Source organism: Niallia laureatilytica (assembly GCF_046613985.1).
In the GTDB taxonomy this organism is placed as follows: domain Bacteria; phylum Bacillota; class Bacilli; order Bacillales; family Cytobacillaceae; genus Niallia.
The window spans coordinates 937263-961861 of the sequence record NZ_JBKKHP010000001.1 but is presented as its reverse complement, the minus strand read 5'-3'; the positions used below and the strand labels follow the sequence as shown (position 1 = coordinate 961861).

The window sequence follows — 24599 nt, the reverse complement described above, 5'->3', positions numbered from 1 at the left end:
AAATGAAAGAATGGTTAGCTTAAGTGAGGAGACGTACAATTTGAAACATATATTATCTGCCAAAAACCCTCAAATAAAAGAGTGGAAAAAATGCCTGACAAAAAAAGAAAGGGACAAAACAGGCACCTTTCTTGTAGAAGGCTTTCATTTAGTAGAGGAAGCGCTAAAAGCAAATGCAATTAAGCACTTGATTATTTCTGAGGAAATAGAAATGCCAAAATGGGATTACGGTGATGTTCCTGTAACCATTGTAACGAAGGAAATTATTCTGCAATTAACAGATACTGAGACCCCGCAAGGAATTGTGGCTTTATGCACCCAGTATGCTGATGAACAAGTGCTTTCCACAGGAAAATCCTTTATTGCTCTTGATGAGATTCAGGATCCAGGTAACCTTGGAACAATCATCCGCACAGCCGATGCTGCCGGAATTGATGCCGTAATAGTCGGCGACGGCACTGTTGACATATATAATCCGAAAGTTGTTCGCTCAGCGCAAGGCAGTCATTTTCATCTGCCTATTATTAAGCAGAACTTGCCGCAATTTATTGCAGAATTAAAGGAAAAAGAAATACCTGTTTATGGTACAAGCTTGGAAAACGGCGTCAATTATCGAGAAGTAACACCTGAATCCTCCTATTGTTTAATTGTCGGCAATGAAGGAAACGGAGTAAGCAAAGAAGTGCTTGCTGCAACGGATAAAAATCTGTATATTCCGATACATGGGAAAAGTGAATCCTTAAATGTAGCAGTTGCTGCAGGCATTTTAATCTATCATTTCGCCTAATCTGCAAGCTTACAGCAAAATGGATTTGAAATGAACATGAAAATATACTATAATAATGGCAAATTGCATGATGAATAAACGTTGATGGAGAAAAGTAATTTACAGCTCTGCTGATTTAGGGAGAAAATGCCTTGACTGAAAGCATTTTTATCTGGCAGCTTAAATGAAGTTCACCTCCTGAGTTGGCATCGGGACCAGTTTCATTAATGAAATTGTAAAGATGTTCCGGCATTTATGCCGTTATCCAAATGAAGTGAACTTGAATGCTTAATTCAGGTTAATTAGGGTGGTACCGCGAATATATAAACCTCGTCCCTTTGTTGGGATGGGGTTTTTTTATGTTTCAAGCAGCAGTAGTTTTACGAAAGCTTGTACGATTCATGCAAAATTAAAAGGAGGAAACGAGATTGGAAGCGAAATTGAAGGAACTGCAAGCAGAAGCTTTAACAGCAATAGCAGCCAGTGAAAACGTAAAAGAGTTAAATGACATAAGAGTTGCATACTTAGGCAAAAAAGGCCCAATTACAGAAGTGTTGAAGGGAATGGGCAAATTATCGGCAGAGGAACGCCCGAAAATGGGAGCTTTAGTTAATGTCATCCGCGATGAAATTACAAGCCATATTGAAGAAAAACAAAAGACGCTGGAAGAAGCAGAAGTGCAAAAGAAAATTGCAGCAGAAACAATTGACGTTACTTTGCCAGGCCGCCCAGTTGCGGTTGGAAATCATCATTCCTTGACGAGAGTGATTGAGGAAGTGGAGGATCTGTTTATCGGAATGGGCTATACAGTCGAGGAAGGTCCAGAAGTGGAAGTCGACTATTATAATTTCGAGGCTTTGAACTTGCCGAAAAACCACCCAGCAAGAGACATGCAGGATTCTTTCTACATTACAGAGGAACTGCTTCTTAGAACACATACTTCACCAGTGCAAGCTCGTACGATGGAGAAGCATAAGGGCGTAGGTCCTGTTAAAATTATCTGTCCTGGTAAAGTGTATCGCCGTGACAATGATGATGCTACGCATTCCCACCAATTCATGCAAATTGAAGGGCTTGTCATTGATGAAAATATCCGCATGAGCGATCTTAAAGGTACACTTGAAGTGTTCGCGAAGAAAATGTTTGGCAATGACAGAGAAATCCGTCTTCGTCCAAGTTTCTTCCCATTCACAGAGCCTTCTGTAGAAGTTGATATTTCTTGCAGTATCTGTAAAGGAAAAGGCTGCAGTGTATGTAAAGGCACAGGCTGGATTGAAGTGCTTGGAGCAGGTATGGTTCATCCAAATGTGCTGGAAATGGCAGGATTTGATTCGAAGAAATATTCTGGTTTTGCCTTTGGAATTGGTGCAGAACGTATTGCGATGCTGAAGTACGGAATTGACGATATCCGCCATTTCTATACAAATGATATCCGTTTCTTAAAACAGTTTACAGTGCCAGAATATTGAGTTGGAGGAGAATAGCAAATGTTAGTTTCTTATAAATGGTTGCAAGAATATGTAGATTTAAATGATATAACACCTGAGGAGTTAGCTGATCGCATCACGAGAAGCGGTATTGAGGTAGAAGGTGTGGAAGTGCTAAATGAAGGCATGAAAAATGTCGTTATCGGTCATGTGTTAGAGCGTGAACAGCACCCAAATGCAGATAAACTGAACAAATGTCTAGTAGATGTAGGCGACGGCGAACCAGTTCAAATCATTTGTGGAGCACCAAATGTTGATGCTGGCCAAAAAGTAGCTGTCGCTAAGGTTGGAGCAGTTCTTCCAGGGAACTTCAAAATTAAAAAAGCGAAGCTGCGCGGTGAGGAATCAAATGGAATGATTTGTTCCCTGCAGGAGCTTGGCATTGAAGCAAAAGTTGTTGCAAAAGATTATTCAGAAGGCATTTTCGTGTTCCCAGGTGATGTGGAAGTAGGCAGAGATGCACTTGAGTATTTACAAAGAGATGATGCAGTCCTTGAGCTTGGCCTGACTCCAAACAGATCAGATTGCTTAAGCATGTTAGGAGTTGCTTATGAAGTTGCAGCTGTTTTAGGCAAGGACGTAAAGCTTCCTGCTGTTGACTATCCAAAAACAGCAGAAAACGCTGCGGATTATGTAAGCGTAAAAGTGGAAAACAGTGAGGATGTACCACTATACACAGCAAAAATTATTAAAAACGTTAAAGTCGCTCCATCACCATTATGGATGCAAGGAAGACTAATGGCTGCTGGTATCCGTCCACATAACAATGTTGTCGATATCACAAACTATATTCTGTTAGAACACGGTCAGCCTCTGCATGCATTTGACTATGATCGTTTTGGTTCAAAAGAAATTCTTGTAAGAAGAGCAAAAGCTGGAGAAACAATCGTAACTTTGGATGATGCAAAAAGAACGCTGACAGAAGACAATTTGCTAATTACAAACGGTGAAGCTGGAGTTGCTGTAGCTGGTGTAATGGGCGGTGCAAATTCAGAGGTTCAAAGCGATACAACAACAGTCCTTTTGGAATCTGCTTATTTCGAAGCTGGAGTTATCCGTAAATCCTCTAAAACACTAGGCTTAAGAAGTGAAGCGAGCGCAAGATATGAAAAAGGAATCGATCCTAATCGTGTTCGTCAAGCTGCTGAAAGAGCGGCGCAATTGCTTCAAATTTATGCAGGCGGAGACGTTTTGGAAGGTGAAGTGGCAGCAGAAAACCTAAAAGCTGAGCCGAAAATTGTTTCGATTACTTTAGAGAAATTGAACAATGTATTAGGGACTTCTTTAACAGAAGGCGAAGTGACAGATATTTTCAAAAGGCTTCAATTTGAAACTTCTGTTGAAAACGGCAGCTTCACAGTAACAGTGCCGACTAGAAGAAATGATATTTCTATTCCAGAAGATTTAACAGAAGAAGTAGCAAGACTTTTCGGTTATGATCATATTCCAACAACCTTGCCTATCGGTGCAGCTATCCCAGGCGCGTTGTCAGAATATCAGAAAAAGCGTCGCGCTGTCCGCAAATATTTAGAAGGTGCAGGATTATATCAAGCCATCACTTATGCATTAACAAGTGAAAAGAAAGTTCAGCAATTTGCACTAGAGAAAAGAAATCCAGTCCGCCTGGCAATGCCAATGAGTGAAGAAAGAGCATTGCTGAGACAAAGCATCGTTCCACAGCTGTTAGAGGTAGTAAAATATAATGCTGCCCGCCAAAATGACAGCCTGTCTGTTTATGAAACAGGCGTTGTATTCTTGGAGACAGCACAAAATGAGCTTCCGGAAGAAAAAGAGCATGTTGCAGGTGCTATTACAGGATCATGGGTTTCTCATATCTGGCAAGGTGAGAAAAAACCGGTTGATTTCTTCGTATTAAAGGGAGTGCTTGAAGGGCTGTTCCAGAAGCTTGGCGTTTCTGAAGAAATCGAGTTTACGCGCGGAACAATGGATGGCATGCATCCTGGAAGAACAGCAGATATTTTGTTCAAAGGTGAATCAATCGGGTTTGCTGGCCAGGTGCATCCACAAGTTCAAAATGAGCTTGATTTGAAAGAAACATATGTCTTTGAATTAGATTTAAGCAAGCTGCTTGCTGCTGAAGTTACAGACTTGCAATACACGACAATTCCAAGATTCCCTAGCGTAACAAGAGATATTGCTCTTGTTGTTGATACCACAATTTCAGCTGGCGAAATCCAAAAAATTATCGTTGAAGCAGGCGGTTCCTTACTGAAAGAAGTACAGGTGTTTGACCTGTATGAAGGAGACAAAATGGAAGAAGGCAAAAAATCCATTGCTTACTCTCTAAAATATTTCGATCCAGAACAAACATTGACAGATGACATGATTACAAAGTCGCATGACAAAGTTTTAGAAGCTGTTAAAGAGAAAGCAGGAGCTGTGTTAAGAGGATAATATAGATGGAAGCTGGCCGGTATGGCCAGCTTTTTTTGCGAGGAGAGCGGGAGAAGCTGTAAAACTTGCTGTATTTACCATGCAATGACTTCCCACTTAAAGTCACTTCATGGTATGATATAGATTAGGATTCTTAAAGGATTGGAGGCAAGATAGTGTCAGATGCACAAAAAAACCGTACGAATGTGAAAATATATGGAACGGAATATGTAATACTCGGCCAAGAATCTTCCAGTCATGTTCGATTGGTTGCCTCTATCGTGGACAAGAAAATGCGCGAGATTTACGGGAAGAATCCATCCCTTGATACAAATAAATTAGCAGTGCTGACAGCTGTTAATATTGTAAATGACTATATTAAGCTAATAGATCGCGTGGAAGAATTGGAAAATGAATTAAATAGAGAAAAGGACTGAAAAAAAGTTCATGTTGGATTTAATCGTCATCATTCTGCTCGTTTTTGGTCTCTTGAGAGGGCTGAAACGGGGCTTTATCCTGCAGATCATTCATTTGACAGGATTTATCGTGGCATTTATTGTTGCAAATAAATATTATATACCGCTCTCAACTAAATTAAACTTATGGATACCTTATACAAATACAAGTGAGAACAGTTTCGTTCAAGGACTTTTTGGCAGCACAAACTTGGAAGAGGTATTTTACCGTGCAGTCGCTTTTGCAGTGATTTTCTTTGCTGTGAAAATAATCTGGCAAATCATCGGCAGCATGGTCGATTTTGTCGCAAGCCTTCCTGTCTTGAAGCAGCTTAACACTTGGGCCGGAGCAATTTTAGGCTTTGTTGAAACCTATTTGGTGCTGTTTATCCTGCTTTATATTGCAGCATTGCTTCCTGCTGAGTTCATTCAGACACATCTGAATAATTCGGTTGTAGCAGCAGGTATTATCGAAAACACTCCATACTTTTCGGAAAAGATCAAGGAAATTTGGTTTGAATACGTAGCCTCCTAAAGGCAATAGGAACTCTTCCGGCTATGAGGCTGGAGGGGTTTCTTTTTGCTTAAATAGTAGCAACTTGTTATAGAAAAATAGCAGAACATGTTATGATATTATTGTTTGACAGAATTAAGGGAAACATACTAATCAATGACAGGATTATGTAGGTGATAACAATGACAACAAAAAAAGAAGTAGTACGCCAATTAGAACAAATTGCAATATATATGGAATTAAAAGGGGAAAACTCCTTTAAAATATCCGCATTTCGCAAAGCAGCACAAGCGTTGGAAACAACAGAACAAACATTAGACGAAATAGAAGATTTCACAGCGTTTCCTGGCATCGGCAAGGGCACTGCTGCTGTCATAGAGGACTTTATCCATACAGGAGAATCCTCTGTATTGAAGGAACTAAAGGAAGAAGTGCCTAAAGGGTTAATACCATTGCTTCAGCTGCCAGGTCTTGGAGGCAAAAAGATTGCTAAACTCTACAAAGAACTCGGCATTGAAAATGCAGAGGACTTGAAGCTTGCGTGTCAGGAAAAGAAAGTCCAATCCTTGAGCGGCTTTGGCAAAAAAACAGAAGATAAAATACTGGAGGCGCTTGACAGCTTTGGTTCAAGGCCAGATAGACTTCCGCTTGCTTATATGCTTCGAGTGGCTTTTTCCATTGAAGGTGAGTTAGAAAAAATAGAAGCGATTGAAAGGTTTTCCCGTGCAGGTAGCATTAGAAGAATGCGGGAGACGATTAAAGATTTGGACTTCATTATTGCTACCAATTCACCAGCAGACGTAAAAGACAAATTGCTGACCCTACCAGGCATAAAGGAAGTCATTGGTGCTGGCAATACGAAGGTAAGTGTTGTGCTTGAATTGGAATTTGATGTTTCCATTGATTTCCGCCTCGTTAAGCCGGAGGAATTTGCAACAACCTTACATCATTTCACAGGTAGCAAGGATCACAATGTCAGAATGAGGCAGCTTGCAAAGGAACGAGGCAAAAAAATAAGCGAATATGGTGTGGAAGACACTGAAACAGGGGAAGTAGAAACATTTTCGACTGAAGAGGAATTCTACCATTATTTCGGCTTGCCGTTCATTCCTCCTGAAATGAGAGAAGATGGCAAGGAAGTCGAGGATTACAAAGAGGAATTGGATATCATCTCTCTTGAAGATATTAAAGGTGATTTGCATATGCATACAACCTGGAGTGATGGTGCGTTTTCCATCGAAGAAATGATCGAAGCAAACAGACAGCGCGGCTACAAATATATGGCAATTACAGATCACTCCCGCTATTTAAAGGTGGCGAACGGCTTAACACCGGAACGTTTGCAAGAACAGCTTCAGATCATTAAAGCGCTTAATGAAAAATACGATGATATTACCATTTTAGCTGGTGTTGAAATGGATATTTTACCGGACGGAACACTTGATTATGATGACGAGCTTCTTGAGCAAATGGACATCGTTATCGCATCCATCCACTCTTCCTTCTCTCAGCCTAAGCATAAAATTATGGAAAGACTCGAGAATGCACTGCGCAATAAGCATGTCGATATCATTGCCCATCCGACAGGAAGAAAAATCGGAATCAGAGACGGCTATGAAGTGGATATGGACGATTTAATCAGGCTTGCCAAAGAAACAAATACAGTACTTGAGCTGAACAGCAATCCAAACCGTCTAGATTTGAATGCAGAAAATATTAAGAAAGCGCAGGATGCTGGTGTTCATCTTGTCATCAATACAGATGCTCATCACACGAAGGAGCTTGCTTATATGGGCATCGGTGTGTCTACAGCGAAAAAAGGCTGGATAAATAAAAATACAGTAATTAATACGTGGGATACGGAAAAACTGTTGGATTTTCTAAAGAATCGTCATAAGTAATAAAAGCTAAAAAATTTTTTCTATAATACTAGGAAAGAAAAATTTACGTTTGCATTAAAAAGATAAAGGAGATAACTCCATGCAAGAAAGAGTATTGAAGACATTAGAATTCGACAAGATTAAAAGCCAGCTGCTAGAGCATGTTTCTTCTCCATTAGGAATGATAAAGGCTTCTGAGCTGATGCCTTCCACAAGCTATGAAGAAGTGGTTCAATGGCAGGAGGAAACAGATGAAGCGGCAAAAGTTTTCCGAATGAGGGGAAACATTCCATTAAGCGGAATACATGATATCCGCCCGCATGTGAAGCGTTCATCCATCGGCGGGATGTTAAGTCCCGTTGAATTGAACCAAGTAGCAAGTACAGTCCATGTGAGCAGACAAATAAAAAGATTCACAGAGGAATTCCATCAAGAAGATCCAATCCCTATTTTACAGGAACTGGTTGACGGCATTGTTGTGCTCGCTGAAGTGGAAGAAGAAATTAAAATGGCCATTGATGAACAAGGGACAGTTATGGATAGTGCGAGTGAAGCATTGCGCGCTCTTCGCAACCAATTAAGAAGAAATGAATCGAAGGTGCGGGAAAAACTAGAAAGCATGATTCGTTCCGCTAATGCAGCAAAGATGCTGTCAGATACAATCATCACAATCCGGAATGACCGTTATGTTATCCCTGTTAAACAAGAATACAGAGGACATTATGGTGGAATCATCCATGACCAAAGTGCTTCAGGTCAAACATTATTTATTGAGCCTCAATCGGTTGTAACATTAAATAATGAGCTGCAAGGCATACGCGTAAAAGAGCAGCAGGAAATAGACCGAATTCTAGCACAGCTGACTGTTCTTGTGGCAGAGCATAGAGAAGAGCTGCTGGAAATTGTGGAGATATTAAAGGAAATTGACTTTATGTTTGCTAAGGCGAAATATGGTCATCGCATTAAAGGAACAAAACCAATCATAAATAATGAAAGAAAAATAAACTTGTTCAAGGCAAGACATCCCTTGATTCCAATTGACGAGGTTGTAGCTAATGATGTCGCATTAGGAGATGCTTATTCTTCTATTGTTATAACAGGACCGAATACAGGCGGTAAAACAGTAACATTAAAAACAGTAGGCTTATGCACATTAATGGCTCAATCCGGTTTGCAAATTCCTGCTCTTGATGAATCAGAAATGGGTGTGTTTGAGGCTGTATATGCAGATATTGGCGATGAGCAGTCTATTGAACAATCATTAAGTACATTCTCTTCTCATATGGTCAATATTGTAAGCATATTGAAGGAAGTTAACAGCAGCAGCCTTGTCCTGTTTGATGAGCTTGGTGCCGGAACAGATCCTCAAGAAGGGGCAGCACTTGCCATTTCTATTTTGGATGAAGTAAACAAAAGAGGAGCAAGAGTAATTGCCACAACCCATTATCCTGAGTTGAAAGCATACGGGTATAATCGAGAAGGTGTTGTTAATGCCAGTGTAGAGTTTGATGTTGAGACATTAAGTCCTACCTATAAACTGCTGATTGGTGTTCCTGGACGGAGCAATGCGTTCGAGATTTCCAAACGACTCGGATTAAATGAGGATGTTATTGAAACAGCGAGATCTCATGTGAGTGCAGAAACGAACAAAATTGAAAATATGATTGCTTCCCTGGAAGAAAGCCGCAGAGCTGCAGAATCCGAGCATAAGGAAGCTGCTGATTTGCTGAAGCAGGCGGAAATGCTGCATCGTGACCTGCAAAAGCAAGTAATGGAATATTACGAGAAAAAAGAGGCGCTTGAAGAAAAGGCTAAAAAGAAAGCCGCAGATATCGTTGAAAATGCGAAACAAGAAGCGGAAACAGTCATTTCAGATTTACGGAAAATGCAGCTGGAGAAACGGGCGGAAATTAAAGAGCATGAATTAATTGATGCAAGAAAACGCCTTGAGGATGCTGCTCCAAAATCAGCGATTAAGCGAAAAGAAGCAGTGAAAACAAATCATGAGTTCCAGCCGGGGGATGAAGTAAAAGTACTGACATTTGACCAGAAGGGCCAGCTGATTGAAAGGGTCTCTAATAAAGAGTGGCAAGTTCAAATCGGCATTATGAAGATGAAAGTGAAAGAGCGTGATATGGAGTTCATTAAAGCGCCTAAAGTGGTGGAAACAAAACCACTTGCAACAATCAGGGGCAAAGATTTCCATGTAAGTCTTGAACTAGATCTTCGAGGGGAAAGGTATGAAAATGCCTTGGCGCGTGTTGAGAAATATATTGATGACAGTCTGTTAGCAGGCTATCCAAGAGTATCCATCATTCATGGCAAAGGAACTGGAGCACTACGAACAGGTGTGCAAGAATACTTAAAAAACCATCGTTCCGTCAAAAGTATTCGCTTCGGTGAGGCTGGGGAAGGCGGCAGCGGCGTTACCGTTGTAGAACTGAAATAATAGAAACAAGACAAGAGAGAGGAGATGCCAGATGAATGCATTTTGGAGCAATGAATATGTGAACACCGCTGGCGATTACAGTGTTGTTATCCTGAGCATCGTTGTTTTTTTATCTATATTTGAATTAGTTACAAAATATAATAACTGGGAAGAGATAAAAAAAGGGAATGTTGCTGTTGCGATGGCAACAGGCGGTAAAATATTCGGGATTGCGAATGTATTCAGGCATTCCATCATGCAGAATGACTCATTGCTGACGATGATTGCCTGGGGAATATTCGGTTTCTTCCTATTGCTGATAGGATACTTTATTTTTGAGTTTTTAACACCGAAATTTAAGATTGATGAAGAGATAAAAAATGATAACAGAGCGGTCGGTCTTATCTCTATGATTATTTCAATCGGCCTTTCCTATATAATAGGTGCAGGCATCTCCTAATGGGGTAGACCAGTTTTTTAAGTATACTGGCTGCAGATCTACAACCTTATAGAAGTTTGGCTACATTCAGAGACCAGTTTCAAGGAAACTGGTCTCTTTTGTTATTTAAAAATGCCCTTTTTATAATTTAGGCTTATTTTAAATGTCCTAAAGCTCCTTCCCGCCATATAATAAGCTAGTACAATCTCAACTATGTTAGGAGGAGCAGGTTTGGAAACAGAGAAACCTTGGCTTGAACTTTATCCAAAGGAAACAGCGAAAAATGTTTATTATAAGGCAGAAACCCTTCCCCAGCTGCTGCGCAATGCAGCAAAAGAATATCCGAAACATAAGGCAGTTCACTTTATGGGAAAGGAATTAACGTTTAAGCAAACGTATCAAAAATCATCTAAACTAGCAGCTTATTTGCAAAGCATCGGAGTGAATAAGGGAGACAGGGTTGCAGTAATGCTGCCAAATATCCCGCAAACTGTAATCAGTTTTTATGCCATTATGCTTGCCGGAGCGATTGTAGTTCCAGTAAACCCTCTTTATAAAGAAAGAGAAATTGAATTTATCCTCAATGACGCTGGCGCAAAAGTCATTATTACACTCGATATCCTTTACAACCGCGTAAAAAATGTACAAGAAATGACAAGTATAGAGCAAATACTTGTAACCTCTATCAGTGAATTCCTCCCATTCCCCAAAAATCTCATTTATCCATATATCCAGAAAAAAGAGCATGGCATTATTCCTTCCGTCAAACATGAGGGATCTACCCATCTGTTAAAAAAAATTTGGAAAAAGCCTGTAGAAGAGTTTACAGAACACAGCCTTAACTTTGAGGAAGACTTGGCGATTATCCAGTACACAGGAGGAACAACAGGATTCCCGAAAGGCGTTATGCTAACACATCAAAACCTTGTTGCCAACACTGCTATGTGCCGCCAGTGGCTGTATAAGCTGGAGAAAGGCAAAGAAAGGCTCCTTGCAATTATGCCCCTTTTCCATGTGTATGGGATGATGACTGTGCTTGTCCTGTCTGTCATGGAGATATACAAAATGATCTTGCTCCCAAAATTTGATGCGATTACTGCACTTAAAACGATTCATAAACAAAAGCCTACCGTATTCCCTGGGGCGCCGACCATTTATATCGGCTTGTTGAACCATCCAGATATTAAAAAATATGACCTATCCTCAATCATTGCCGCTATAAGCGGTTCTGCTCCGCTTCCTAAAGAGATTATCGACCGCTTTGAAGAGAAGACTGGCGGAAAGCTGGTTGAGGGCTATGGACTGACAGAAGCCTCTCCAGTGACGCATGTTAACTTCTTATGGGATCACGATATTGTTAAAGGAAGCATAGGTGTACCATGGCCTGGTACAGATGCTGCTGTTTTCTCGCCGGAAACGGGTGAAATGCTCCCTCCTGGAGAAATTGGTGAGCTGGCAGTTAAAGGACCTCAAGTAATGAAGGGATATTGGAATAATCAAGAGGAGACAGAGCTTGTTCTAAAGGACGGATGGCTGTATACAGGCGACCTCTGTTATATGGATGAAAAGGGCTTTTTCTATATTGTTGACAGGAAAAAGGATACGATAATCGCCGGCGGCTTTAATATATATCCACGAGAAGTCGAAGAGGTTCTGTATGAGCATCCTGCCGTTCAGGAAGCAGCAGTTGTCGGTGTGAAAGACTCTTACCGAGGTGAAACAGTGAAGGCATTTATTGTGTTGAAAGAAGGAGAGCAGGTTTCAGACGATGAGCTGAATACATTTATGCGAACAAGGATGGCAACCTTTAAGGTGCCAAGAATTTATGAATTCCGTGATGAGCTGCCAAAGTCAGCGATCGGCAAAGTATTGAGAAGAGAGTTAAAGGAGAAGGAAACGGAAGAAGGGAGATAATGGGGATGAATATCATCGTCTTGCTTTCAATCGTCCTGGAAGCAAACCAGCAGCTTATGATTGAGAACGGGAAGATACAGCATACCAATTTAAAAGAAAGTGTTAATCCGCCAGATGAAGCAGCATTAGAGGAAGCTCTGCTTTTAAAGGAAGCTTACGGAGGCAGCGTTACAGTCTTGACTGTTCACCATCGGGAAGCTGAAAAACATCTTAGAAGAGCACTTGCGATGGGAGCAGACAATGCCCTATTCGTAAAAACAGACGAAGACTTAGAGCCGTCTGTCATTGCTAAGCTTATTGCTGAGCAATTAAGCAGCCTGCCGTATGATCTTATCTTAGCTGGAGACTTTTCGACAAATGGGGGCTCAGGACAAGTTGGACCTAGAGTGGCAACAATATTAGGACTTCCCTTCCTTTCAAAGGCGGCAAAGCTGGAAGTAGAAAAAGAGGCTGTTTTCATAACGAAGGAGAGCAATGGAGATTTAGAGACATATAAAGGGAAATTTCCAGTTCTCCTCACAATCCCGCAAGGCCTGCATACACCTCGTTTGCCGAAGCTCTCAAGCATCATGAAGGCTAAACAAAAGCCTCTCGAAAAAAAGACAGCAGCCTATCAAAATCAAAAGGATATTCAAACAGTTGATTTCAGCTATTTCGTAAATGATCGGAAAAAGATTCTGTTGGAAGGGGAACTGGAAGACAAAGTGAAACAATTGGCGCAAATAATACAAAGCCATATACAAGAGTGACGGGAGTGAGAGAAATTGAAAAAGCGAATAGTGATTATTGCGGAAAAAAGACAGGATAAATTACATTCAGTCACATTAGAGTGCATGGAGGCAGCTACTAAAATATCCAGCGATGGAGAAATAGTTGTCTTGCTTGTCGGCGACGACGATGATGAATCAATTGCTGATGCTCTTATGTATTATCACTGTGACAGAGTTGTGTTCATGAAAAACAGTAAGCTCTCCAGACCTAATGTTCATACATTGCTTCCTCTCATAAAGCAATTCATAGAAGCAGAGCAGCCTTATGCCGTGTTATTAGGACAGACGGACTTTGGCAAAACACTAGCAGCATGTCTTTCCGAATCCCTTAAACTCCCTCTAGTTTCTAATATTGTAGAAATAAAAACGGGGCCAGATAGCTTGTTTGTAACAAGACAAATTTTATCTGGAAATATTATCAACAAGGTGCAGATAAACAATCATTGTATTTTAAGCATAAAGCAAAAAGCTTGGAAAGCTGATAACAGGCTTGAGGAGAAAAAGGGTATTAAAGAGATACAATCTCCAATTGTAAACAATCCTGACTTTTCCCTTGTCCGGCTTGAGAAAAAGAGCAGCGGCAAGGAAGAACTGGCAAATGCCAACATAATTGCTGCAGCAGGCAGAGGTGTTGGAAATGAAAGTGGCTATCTTCTTGTCAAACAGCTTGCCGAGACATTAGGAGGTAAAGTTGGCGTGTCACGAGGGGCTGTTGAACTTGGCGTGTGTGATGCATCCAATCAAATTGGCCAGACAGGAGAAACAGTCGCTCCAAAAATATATATCGCATGTGGAATTTCAGGAGCTATCCAGCATCTAGTCGGCATTACGTCAGCAGATATAATTATTGCGATTAACAAGGATGAAGAAGCACCGATTTTTCAAGCATCAGATTATGGAATTGTCGGGAATGTTTTTGATGTGTTGCCATTACTAGAGAAAGGCTTGAGATCTCAAGACAGCCAATAACGAAAGTCAAGTGGGCAAAACGACTGAATAGATGCAGGAACAGATGGGAAAAATGATGGACGAAACAAATTATTAGCATCAATAGTAAAACGGTGGTATACTTTGGGATATTATCAGGTTTAACACTAAGAGGAGGCATATATAAATGGCAATTTCACATGCAACAGATCAAAACTTTTCAGAAGAAACAGGTTTAGGCGTAGTCCTTGCAGATTTTTGGGCACCTTGGTGCGGACCATGTAAAATGATTGCACCAGTATTGGAAGAATTGGATTCAGAAATTGGTGATAAAGTTAAAATCGTGAAAATCGATGTTGACGAAAACCAAGAATCAGCTTCTAAATTCGGCGTAATGAGCATCCCAACATTGTTGGTATTCAAAGACGGCGAAGTAGTCGATAAAGTTGTTGGTTTCCAACCAAAAGAAGCTCTTTCTGAGCTATTGGCTAAACACGTTTAAGACTCAAAAACAAAACCCTGGGACTTCCTAGGGTTCTTTTTTTGGCCTTTAATCAGCTTTTAGTTGGACTTTTGGAAAAATCCTCATTCCCTTCCTCCAACTTACACACACTCATAGTTGCTGAAAACGAGCTTCTGCCCTATCATATATAATAGTACTTATGTTCTGTATAAACAAGTGCGTTCAGGGAGGGACTGCAATGAACGATACAATAAAAAACAAACTGATGCTTTTGCCTGACCAGCCAGGATGCTACCTGATGAAAGACAGACAAGGAACGATCATCTATGTAGGGAAAGCAAAGGTACTTAAAAACCGAGTCCGCTCTTATTTCACTGGTTCGCATGACGGGAAAACCTTGCGGCTTGTGAATGAAATAGAGGACTTTGAATATATTATCACTTCATCTAATATAGAAGCACTTATCTTAGAGATTAATCTAATTAAAAAGCATGATCCGAAATACAATATTATGCTTAAGGACGACAAAAGTTATCCATTTATTAAGCTGACAGCAGAAAGACATCCCCGGTTAATTACGACACGTAATGTGAAAAAGGATAAAGGCAAATACTTCGGTCCATACCCTAACGTACAGGCCGCTAATGAAACGAAAAAGCTCCTTGACAGGCTTTATCCTCTTCGTAAATGCACTACATTGCCAGACAGAGTATGTCTTTATTATCATCTTGGACAATGCCTTGCTCCATGTGTAAATGAGGTGCCTCAGGAAGAATACCGCAAGATGGTTGATGAGATTACAAAGTTTCTGAATGGCGGCTATAAGGAGATAAAAAAGGAGCTCACAGCAAAAATGTCAGCAGCTGCTGAGGAGCTTGATTTTGAGCGGGCAAAAGAATACAGAGACCAGATTGCTAATATTGAAGCTACGATGGAAAAGCAAAAAATGATGATGACAGACCTTGTCGACAGAGATGTTTTTGGATATTCAGTTGACAAAGGCTGGATGTGTGTCCAAGTGTTTTTCATCAGACAAGGAAAGCTGATTGAGCGAGATGTTAGCATGTTCCCAATTTATCAAGAGCCGGAAGAAGAGATGCTCACCTATTTCGGACAATTTTATTCAAAGGCTAATCATTTCAAACCGAAAGAAATCTTAATACCAGATTCTATTCAAGGGGAAATGGTCGAAGAGCTTCTTGGTGTGAAAGTGATTAAACCGCAAAGAGGTCAGAAAAAGGACCTAGTATTGTTGGCAAATAAAAATGCCAAAAATGCTCTTCATGAAAAATTTGCTTTAATTGACAGAGACGAAGAGCGCACAATCAAAGCAGTAGAGAATTTAGGAAGCCAGATGGGGATTTACACGCCGCACAGAATTGAAGCCTTTGATAACAGTAATATTCAAGGAACAAACCCAGTTTCGGCCATGATTGTCTTTGTTGACGGAAAACCGGCGAAAAAGGAATACAGGAAGTATAAGATAAAGTCAGTTCAAGGACCGGATGATTATGAATCGATGCGGGAGGTTGTGCGCAGAAGATATCAGCGCGTATTAAAAGATGGACTGCCAATGCCAGATTTGATTCTTGTTGATGGAGGGAAAGGTCATATTGAGGCTGTCAAAGAAATTCTCCTCGATGAACTGGCACTCGATATTCCGGTTGCAGGCTTGGCGAAAGACGATAAGCACAGAACTTCCCAGCTGCTTTACGGAAATCCGCTTGAAATTATACCGCTGGCACGAAACAGCCAGGAGTTCTATCTCCTGCAGCGTATTCAAGACGAAGTCCATCGGTTTGCGATTACCTTTCATCGTCAAGTGCGCTCGAAAAATGCCTTCCAGTCTATGCTTGATGACATTGCAGGGATTGGAGAAAAACGTCGTAAGCTCCTGTTAAAAACATTTGGATCTGTTAAAAAGATGAAAGAGGCATCGATTACTGACTTCACAAATATCGGAATTCCAGCTGCTGTTGCAGAGGAGCTTCTTGAAAAATTAAAAGATTGATTGTATTTTTATGCAAAAAAATAAAAAATAGCGTTGTTAAGCTGAAAACCATATGCTATAATGATGGCAACTTATAACTTAATAAGTGAAGGTAGAGGTGCGAGCTTCAATAGTAATAATTCGGAGAAGGATGAGCTTCATTGAAGAATTATGAAAGGGAAGATCGCCGAAGTGAAGGGATAACTCATCGTTCCTTTGCTGGTTTTGCATTGAATAAATGTAAGACTGTCAAAACAAGGAACTGTTTTGGAGAGCTATCTCGCTGTTTGTGCACATTTATATGTATTTACCTGCACGGCAATGAGATGTTCTCATTGCCTTTTTTGTTTGCAAAAAAAGGTGATAGAACAGAGCTTCTAAGAAGAGAAAAGAAGGTAGGGAATAGCTGTGGGATTAGTAGTTCAAAAATTTGGCGGAACATCTGTCGGAAGTGCAGAGAGAATTAAACATGTTGCCGAAAGAGTAATGGAAGAAAAAAATCGTGGGAATGACGTCGTTGTCGTCGTTTCAGCAATGGGAAAAACAACGGATTCATTAGTAAAACTAGCTGGTGAAATTACAGAAAAGCCGAGCAAACGAGAAATGGATGTACTCCTGTCAACAGGAGAACAAATCACAATCAGTTTACTTGCTATGGCTCTGAATGAAAAGAATATAGATGCCATTTCGTTTACAGGCTGGCAGGCAGGCATGGAGACAGAAGCAGTCCATGGCAATGCCCGCATATTAAATATAAAAACAGAGAGAATCGAAGAACATCTGATGGATGGCAAGGTTGTCATTGTCGCAGGCTTCCAAGGAATCACAGAAGGCGGAGACATTACAACACTTGGCCGCGGCGGTTCTGATACGACTGCGGTAGCTCTAGCAGCTGCGTTAAAGGCAGATAAATGCGATATTTATACGGATGTTACAGGTGTATATACGACAGATCCGCGCTTTGTAAAAGAAGCAAGAAAACTGCTGTCCATTTCATATGATGAAATGCTAGAATTGGCAAACCTTGGCGCAGGGGTATTGCATCCACGAGCAGTTGAATATGCGAAAAACTATCAAATGCCGCTTGTGGTCCGTTCAAGCATGGAGCAAGAAGAAGGAACTATCATCGAGGAGGAAGTATCAATGGAACAAAATTTAGTAGTACGCGGAGTCGCTTTTGAAGATAATATTACGAGTGTAACGGTGTTTGGGCTGAAAGATCCGCTAACTAGCCTTTCCACTATCTTTTCTACATTGGCTTCACATCACATCAATGTGGATATTATCATACAAAGCTTGACTGAAAGCAAAGGAACGAACCTTTCCTTCTCCATTAAGGACAGTGATTTAGGAGAAACAGTTAAGGTCCTTGAAGAAAACAAAGCAGTGCTTGGCTATGATAGAGTTGCGTCAGAGCAAGGACTTGCGAAAGTCTCTATTGTCGGCTCTGGCATGATTTCCAATCCAGGTGTTGCTGCAGACATGTTCAAAGTGCTGGCAGAACAAGATATTGTGATAAAAATGGTAAGCACATCAGAAATTAAGGTGTCTACTGTTATTGAGAAAAGCAATATGGTGAAAGCAGTCGAAACACTTCATGATGCGTTCGATTTGAGCAATTTACCGGTTATTAATGCATAACAACAATAAAAAGGTCCTCAAGAAAGAGGACCTTTTTTTATACAGGATCTTTGCTGTCCCAGCGGACAGTGATAGTAATTTTTTTGCCGCGTCGTTTTGGATCTTCAAACGCTTCTGCAACTACTTCTTTTAATTGTTCGTGCTGCTGTGCAAGGTAGCCTGCTTCCAACTGGAATGTGCATTTGCCCTTTTCCTTCAGCCTTTGTTCAATTAATGGACTTGTAATGCTATATTCCATCTCATTTTTATTTGCTTTCACGATTTCAAGCTGACCCCAGCCTGCTTTTTCAAAAAAAGCAGCTGCCCCTTCCAAGTGGTCAAGGGGGAAAGTTCGGGCAATTCTTTTGCCAGCCCAATAAAGGATATCCGGAGTATCTCTTCCAAGCAAGTCAGGTATTAAAATTTCACGCAGCAATTCGTATCCATAGGCAGGTACTGTAAGAGAGTCTTCCTCTACTTTCGTTATTCTTTCTTCTGTTGTAATCTCGCTCAATTGCCTCTCTCCTCTTTCTACAATTCTATTAAATATATGTTATTAAATTCATTAAATGCATCGTAAATTTCGACAAAAAATATATCGCTTTAATAGTATACTTTAAAATCTAGAAAAAAACATAGCGATAAGGGAATAATAACAGGAAAATCAGGTCTATTTTATTAGTTCTGTATGGCAAAATAACACATCATATAAAGCTTTAAGCCAAGCAAGAAAAAGCTAGGAGAAAAAGCAGGCTTAATCTTACTGCCATCTGCTCTATCAGCTTCTATTATTTTTCCCTTAGGTCCAAAGTTTCTATGCGGTAAAATAAAGTAGAAATTTTTCCAAGAGCAAAATCATATAATAAAAAAGGATAAAGAAATCTGGAATAATTGTATCCGTTTTCTTGACCGAGATTTTTATTGGGAGTACAATGAAATTGTCACAGAATTGTAAGTTTTCTATCTTGTAATCGCTTTTATGAGGAAAAAGAACTATTTCATCATTAGGGGGGGAAAAGTATGGCAAAAAATCGAGAGTTTCTATTCAGAAGATTACATTCTTTACTGGGGGTTATCCCAGTCGGTGTATTTTTGATCCAGCATTTGGTTGTCAATCATTTTGCTACAAAGGGACCGGAATCATTTAATAAGGCAGCTGCCTTTATGGAGCATTTGCCGTTCCGATACTTTTTAGAAATTTTCGTGATTTTTTTACCAATTATTTATCACGCTGTATACGGTATTTATATTGCTTTTACAGCCAAGAACAATACGAAGAAATATGGATATTTCCGAAATTGGATGTTTTATATCCAGAGGGTTACTGGAATTGTAACATTGATATTCATTGTATGGCATGTTTGGGAAACACGGGTAGCTGCTCAAATGGGGAAAGAAGTCAATTATAATATGATGGAGGAAATCTTAGGAAATCCTTGGATGTTTGCCTTTTATTTAGTTGGTGTAATCTCCACTATATTCCATTTCTCTAACGGGTTATGGTCATTCTGTGTCAGCTGGGGAATTACAGTTACTCCTAAATCACAAAGAATTAGTACATATGTTACGATTGGAATTTTCATTATCTTATCAACAATCGGCGTACGAGCGCTGTTAGCTTTTGTATAGAAACTAGAATGATAGAGCACTAGATTAAGGGAGTGGAATAAAATGAGTAAAGGGAAAGTCATTATTGTAGGCGGTGGTTTAGCAGGATTAATGGCCACAATCAAAGTAGCGGAAACTGGGACACCTGTCGAATTGTTTTCCCTTGTGCCAGTCAAGCGTTCCCATTCTGTTTGTGCACAAGGCGGCATAAACGGTGCGGTAAACACGAAAGGGGAAGGGGATTCTCCTTGGGAGCATTTTGATGATACTGTATACGGCGGGGATTTCTTAGCAAACCAGCCGCCAGTTAAAGCGATGGCAGAAGCTGCACCAGGGATTATTCATTTGTTGGACCGCATGGGCGTAATGTTCAACAGGACACCAGAAGGACTTCTTGATTTCCGCCGTTTTGGAGGAACACAGTATCACCGGACAGCATTCGCTGGAGCAACGACTGGACAGCAGCTTTTGTATGCATTGGATGAGCAAGTACGCCGATACGAGGTAGATGGACTAGTTGTTAAATATGAGGGCTGGGAATTCCTTGGAGCAGTCCTTGATGACGAAGGTGTCTGCCGCGGTATAAGAGCGCAAGACTTAAAAACAATGGAGATTAAAGCTTTCCCTGGTGATGCTGTTATTATGGCAACAGGCGGACCTGGTATCATCTTTGGTAAATCGACAAACTCTGTTATCAATACAGGATCTGCCGCTGCCATCACTTATCAACAGGGCGCTTACTATGCAAACGGGGAGTTCATCCAAATTCATCCAACTGCTATTCCTGGCGATGATAAACTCCGCCTGATGAGTGAATCAGCAAGGGGTGAAGGCGGAAGGGTCTGGACCTATAAAGATGGAAAACCATGGTACTTCCTTGAAGAAAAATATCCTGCATACGGCAATCTTGTGCCAAGGGATATTGCGACAAGGGAAATCTTCCATGTTTGTGTAGACCAAAAGCTTGGCATCAACGGAGAAAATATGGTGTATTTGGACTTGTCCCATAAGAATCCGAAGGAGCTTGACATAAAACTCGGCGGTATCATTGAAATATATGAAAAATTCATGGGCGATGATCCTCGAAAAGTGCCAATGAAAATATTCCCGGCAGTTCATTACTCAATGGGCGGATTATGGGTCGATTATGATCAAATGACAAATATCCCTGGCTTATTTGCTGCAGGGGAATGCGATTATTCTCAGCATGGTGCAAACCGGTTAGGAGCAAACAGCTTGCTGTCTGCCATTTACGGCGGTATGGTTGTTGGTCCGAATGCAGTCAAATACATTAACGGTTTGAGCAAAAGTGCAGAAGACCTATCCTCTACCCTATACGATCAAGCAGTCAAAGAAGAACAAGGAAAATGGGATAGTATTATGAAGCTGGACGGAACGGAAAATGCCTATGTGCTTCATAAGGAATTAGGGGAATGGATGACAGATAACGTAACAGTAGTTCGTTATAATGACAAACTTCAAGATACAGATAACAAAATCCAGGAATTGCTGGAGCGCTATAAAAACATCAATATTAATGATACAGCGAAATGGAGCAATCAAGGAGCAGTGTTTACACGCCAGCTTCAAAATATGCTTCAGCTGGCAAGGGTAATCACAATTGGAGCATATAACCGTAATGAAAGCCGCGGCGCTCACTATAAACCTGATTATCCAGACAGAAATGATGAAGACTTCTTGAAGACAACAATGGCAAAGTTCGTATCAGAAAGTGAAGCACCTCAATTCCATTATGAGGATGTTGATACATCACTAATTACGCCTAGAAAACGGGATTATTCGAAACAAAAAGAAGGAGTGAAATAAGATGGGGGAAGCAAGTACGGTTACATTTCTGATAACAAGACAAGATGATCCTGATTCAGCACCCTATTCAGAAGAATTTAAATTGCCATACAGACCGAACATGAATGTTATCTCTGCCCTAATGGAAATACGAAGAAATCCAGTCAACAGCAAAGGGGAAAAAACAACACCAATTTCCTGGGATATGAACTGCCTGGAGGAAGTATGCGGAGCTTGTTCGATGGTCATCAACGGAAGACCAAGACAGTCATGCACAGCATTAGTCGACCAGCTTGAACAGCCGATCCGCTTGGAACCGATGCGCACATTCCCAGTTGTCAGAGACTTGCAGGTCGACAGAACCCGCATGTTTGACAGCTTGAAAAAGGTGAAGGCATGGATTCCAATCGATGGTACTTATGATCTTGGGCCAGGACCGAGAATGCCTGAAAAGAAAAGACAATGGGCATATGAACTGTCTAAATGCATGACATGCGGTGTTTGCTTAGAAGCTTGCCCGAATGTGAACAGCAAATCGGATTTTATTGGACCAGCTCCATTATCCCAAGTGCGTCTCTTTAATGCCCATCCGACAGGAGCGATGAATAAGTCAGAGCGCCTTGAACAAATTATGGGAGATGGAGGGCTTGCAAATTGCGGCAATTCCCAAAACTGTGTTCAATCTTGTCCAAAAGGAATTCCATTGACCACTTCCATTGCAGCATTGAACAGAGATACCACCTTTGAAGCATTCAAGAGCTTTTTTGGCAGTGATAGTGTTTAATAAAAAAGAGATGGCTGTTAAAAAAAAGCCATCTCCTTTTTATTTTCATCAAAGACAGAAAATATAAAAGGAAAGGCAAAAGAAAAACATCTTCCCTGAGATGTTTTTTAGTTGTCTTTATTATGGTAAGTGAACCGATTTTAAATGGGCTAGCTTCCAATAAACAGGTATACCCTCGGCTGTAATTATCTCTATAATATTGTTGGAAATATTTTTTACTAAACCAATCTTGTCAGGAGCATCTCCTAAATCAAATACAAGTAATTGGTCAGCATGTTTTTTTAATTGTTCTTCAAAAGTGCGGGCTAAAGGTATAGTGGAGGGGACAATGGGGAGATCTGCGTTATTCAAAGTATAGGGTGTTAAATTAGAAGTATAGGGAATAAGCCATTTTATGTGATGCATGGAAATGAAAATAGTCTTAAAAACTGGTGAGTAAAATACAATATAGTCATTCAAAATATTAGTAATATAGCCATGAATAGACTTATTTCCTGTGACAAATAATTCTATAAACTGCCCCTTCGCATTATTTAGGATTTTTCGATATGAAATGTTTTCACTAGCATCTTGAAATGGCAAATCTCCGCCAGTTGTATCAATGGTGAATTCCGATTCTCCTTTAAGCGATTTTTTTATATTATGGACATGGTTAAGCGGAATATAAAGGTACTTTTCGCCATCATTTATCACGATAATATCTAGGCCGTTGTCCAAGAGAACTCCGGAAAACACAGTTTTTCCTGATATTTCAACCTTTACATACTCATTTTGCAATTTTTTTATGCTATCCATCTATTCACTTCCTTAAAAAAAGCAAGTAATTAAAATACTCCCATCATTTCTTTGATTTTTTTAGTCGTTCTTCTCTGATTTTCTTGTACATATATTCGGCATGTTTCATTAAGGCAAAATACTGCTTCTCCAGTGCGAGTTTTTGATCTTTTGCATTGATTATCTGTGTTTTTACATCTGTTTTTGTATTATTTGTAGTATTTAAAGGAACTTCCTGAACTTCCGCTTCCTTTTTCTTTTCTTGTTCAGTGTGGCTTTTTTTGCTTCTTAAAGAAGAGCCTAAGGGATTAAGAGGATGCTTAAAGATACTATCTGCTGCTGTATTGTTCTCCGTCGGTTTCACTTCTTTCTTTGGAGAAACTTGATCACTTTCAGCTTTAGGAGATTTTTCCAAAGTGTCAGCACTTCCTTTGTATTTTTGTGATAGAACATTTGTCAAAAAGTCATGCAGTGTATTATCTTGTTTCTTGTTCTTTCTTGGTGGCAAATCAGCATAGCCGTTGTTTGTTTCACGAACACCACTTATGATAGGGTCTGATTCGACTGAGACCGCATCTGCAACTGATTCCGTGTTGAAAGCAGAGACCGCATCTGCAACTGATTCCGTGTTGAAAGCAGAGACCGCATCTGCAACTGGTTCCGTGTTGAAAGCAGAGACCGCATCTGCAACTGGTTCCGTGTTGAAAGCAGAGACCGCATCTGCAACTGGTTCCGTGTTGAAAGCAGAGACCGTATCTGCAACTGGTTCCGTGTTGAAAGCAGAGACCGCATCTGCAACTGGTTCCGTGTTGAAAGCAGAGACCGCATCTTCAGCTGGATCTGTGTTGAAAATAGAGACCGCCTCTTCAGCTGGATCTGTGTTGAAATCAGAAACTGTATCTTCAACTGAGTTTGTGCTGAAATCGTAGACCTCACTTTTAACTGGTTCTGTGCTGTGTTCGGAGTCAGCATCATTTCTTGTTCCTGTATCATAATCAGCAGCAGTTTCCTTAGATGATTCGCTGTTTTCTGCTACTTCTTCCATACGGATTTGTGAAGAATCATCTTCTTTATTAGACGACTGCTCCTGATTAGAAGAAGGACTATTATCCTCTTGCAGGCCATTAAAGATATTAATGATAGAGGTTTTAAGAATATACATTTGTTCTTCCTTATTAATTAAAATTAAGAAGTCGTCGGTCACTTTACTAAGCATCCCTTTAAAAACCTGATTGGAGTTGCAAGTAATGGTCACCCAACTGTAACGTAATTCCTCTAATAATTCATTTAAGTCTTTTTTAGTCTCAAGTGGAAATTCTAAAGGTAATGGATTATTGTCTTTTGCATTTTTTGTAATAGCATGAATCTGGTCTAATGCGAAATAGTAGATGTTTCCATTCGTTTCTAGAATTAAATGATCCTCTTTTACATCGAGTAATGTGCCTTCCACATATTGATCTTTATTTAGGAAAAGTCGTATCTTGAATCTTTTCAGTCTATCAAGTGCATTGGAAAAAGTGAATTCTCCCATAAGAACCACCTCCTAAATGAGAGTCGCTTCTATAAAAGAAGCGACTAAT

20 protein-coding genes, 1 riboswitch and 1 other annotated feature are annotated in these 24599 nt (G+C 40.3%); of the genes, 17 read left to right on the top strand and 3 right to left on the bottom strand.

Annotated features, from left to right (window positions below; all coding sequences use genetic code 11):
* Positions 1-40: 40 nt before the first annotated feature.
* From ACLIJJ_RS04880 to ACLIJJ_RS04815, 14 genes are all read left to right on the top strand, one after another.
* On the top strand, positions 41-787 hold the full coding sequence (locus tag ACLIJJ_RS04880) for a TrmH family RNA methyltransferase (RefSeq protein ID WP_233317510.1): 747 nt from the start codon (positions 41-43) through the stop codon (positions 785-787).
* 72 nt (positions 788-859) lie between these two features.
* Positions 860-1107 (top strand) — a binding site (T-box leader).
* Between the two features lie 87 nt (positions 1108-1194).
* The gene (gene pheS / locus ACLIJJ_RS04875) at positions 1195-2235 is read left to right on the top strand and encodes a phenylalanine--tRNA ligase subunit alpha (RefSeq protein ID WP_233317512.1); all 1041 of its coding nucleotides are present in this window, start codon (positions 1195-1197) and stop codon (positions 2233-2235) included.
* Between the two features lie 18 nt (positions 2236-2253).
* Positions 2254-4668 carry a phenylalanine--tRNA ligase subunit beta gene (gene pheT / locus ACLIJJ_RS04870; protein WP_411410603.1) on the top strand — a complete coding sequence of 805 codons (2415 nt, stop codon included), beginning with the start codon at positions 2254-2256 and terminating at the stop codon, positions 4666-4668.
* Between the two features lie 155 nt (positions 4669-4823).
* A complete protein-coding gene (gene zapA / locus ACLIJJ_RS04865; RefSeq protein ID WP_233317516.1) occupies positions 4824-5084 on the top strand; it encodes a cell division protein ZapA in 261 nt (86 codons plus the stop codon).
* A 10-nt stretch (positions 5085-5094) separates the two neighbouring features.
* The gene (locus ACLIJJ_RS04860) at positions 5095-5637 is read left to right on the top strand and encodes a CvpA family protein (protein WP_233317518.1); all 543 of its coding nucleotides are present in this window, start codon (positions 5095-5097) and stop codon (positions 5635-5637) included.
* Between the two features lie 161 nt (positions 5638-5798).
* Entirely contained in the window at positions 5799-7517 is a 1719-nt protein-coding gene (gene polX / locus ACLIJJ_RS04855) for a DNA polymerase/3'-5' exonuclease PolX (RefSeq protein WP_411410602.1), read from the top strand.
* A gap of 79 nt (positions 7518-7596) precedes the next feature.
* Entirely contained in the window at positions 7597-9945 is a 2349-nt protein-coding gene (locus ACLIJJ_RS04850; protein ID WP_233317530.1) for an endonuclease MutS2, read from the top strand.
* A gap of 31 nt (positions 9946-9976) precedes the next feature.
* Positions 9977-10384 (top strand): DUF350 domain-containing protein, encoded by a 408-nt coding sequence (locus tag ACLIJJ_RS04845; RefSeq protein ID WP_233317532.1) that lies wholly within the window; start codon positions 9977-9979, stop codon positions 10382-10384.
* A 210-nt stretch (positions 10385-10594) separates the two neighbouring features.
* Positions 10595-12277, top strand: coding sequence for a long-chain-fatty-acid--CoA ligase (locus ACLIJJ_RS04840; protein ID WP_411410601.1), 1683 nt, complete (start codon positions 10595-10597; stop codon positions 12275-12277).
* Between the two features lie 5 nt (positions 12278-12282).
* Positions 12283-13026 (top strand): electron transfer flavoprotein subunit beta/FixA family protein, encoded by a 744-nt coding sequence (locus tag ACLIJJ_RS04835; RefSeq protein ID WP_411410600.1) that lies wholly within the window; start codon positions 12283-12285, stop codon positions 13024-13026.
* 15 nt (positions 13027-13041) lie between these two features.
* On the top strand, positions 13042-14016 hold the full coding sequence (locus tag ACLIJJ_RS04830) for an electron transfer flavoprotein subunit alpha/FixB family protein (protein WP_411229227.1): 975 nt from the start codon (positions 13042-13044) through the stop codon (positions 14014-14016).
* Between the two features lie 145 nt (positions 14017-14161).
* Positions 14162-14476, top strand: coding sequence for a thioredoxin (trxA, locus tag ACLIJJ_RS04825; protein ID WP_411410599.1), 315 nt, complete (start codon positions 14162-14164; stop codon positions 14474-14476).
* 199 nt (positions 14477-14675) lie between these two features.
* A complete protein-coding gene (gene uvrC / locus ACLIJJ_RS04820) occupies positions 14676-16448 on the top strand; it encodes an excinuclease ABC subunit UvrC (RefSeq protein ID WP_233317542.1) in 1773 nt (590 codons plus the stop codon).
* An 84-nt stretch (positions 16449-16532) separates the two neighbouring features.
* A riboswitch (Lysine riboswitch) is annotated at positions 16533-16713 on the top strand.
* A gap of 122 nt (positions 16714-16835) precedes the next feature.
* Complete coding sequence (locus ACLIJJ_RS04815; RefSeq protein WP_233317543.1) at positions 16836-18068, top strand: aspartate kinase; 1233 nt, start codon at positions 16836-16838, stop codon at positions 18066-18068.
* 37 nt (positions 18069-18105) lie between these two features.
* Here ACLIJJ_RS04815 and ACLIJJ_RS04810 read toward each other — a convergent pair whose 3' ends face one another.
* Entirely contained in the window at positions 18106-18561 is a 456-nt protein-coding gene (locus tag ACLIJJ_RS04810; RefSeq protein ID WP_233317545.1) for a YslB family protein, read from the bottom strand.
* A gap of 506 nt (positions 18562-19067) precedes the next feature.
* On the opposite strand from ACLIJJ_RS04810, the gene ACLIJJ_RS04805 reads away from it, so the two are divergent.
* From ACLIJJ_RS04805 to sdhB, 3 genes are read left to right on the top strand one after another with little or no spacing between them, the layout of a single operon-like run.
* The gene (locus ACLIJJ_RS04805) at positions 19068-19676 is read left to right on the top strand and encodes a succinate dehydrogenase cytochrome b558 subunit (protein WP_233317547.1); all 609 of its coding nucleotides are present in this window, start codon (positions 19068-19070) and stop codon (positions 19674-19676) included.
* 42 nt (positions 19677-19718) lie between these two features.
* Positions 19719-21482, top strand: a complete 1764-nt coding sequence (sdhA, locus tag ACLIJJ_RS04800; protein WP_233317549.1) for a succinate dehydrogenase flavoprotein subunit — start codon at positions 19719-19721, stop codon at positions 21480-21482.
* A gap of 1 nt (position 21483) precedes the next feature.
* Positions 21484-22245, top strand: a complete 762-nt coding sequence (gene sdhB, locus ACLIJJ_RS04795; RefSeq protein WP_233317551.1) for a succinate dehydrogenase iron-sulfur subunit — start codon at positions 21484-21486, stop codon at positions 22243-22245.
* 120 nt (positions 22246-22365) lie between these two features.
* Here the strand turns inward: sdhB and ACLIJJ_RS04790 are convergent, their stop codons facing one another.
* Positions 22366-23040, bottom strand: a complete 675-nt coding sequence (locus ACLIJJ_RS04790; protein ID WP_233317553.1) for a DUF2642 domain-containing protein — start codon at positions 23038-23040, stop codon at positions 22366-22368.
* A gap of 43 nt (positions 23041-23083) precedes the next feature.
* A complete protein-coding gene (locus tag ACLIJJ_RS04785; protein ID WP_411410598.1) occupies positions 23084-24550 on the bottom strand; it encodes a hypothetical protein in 1467 nt (488 codons plus the stop codon).
* Positions 24551-24599 lie beyond the last annotated feature (49 nt).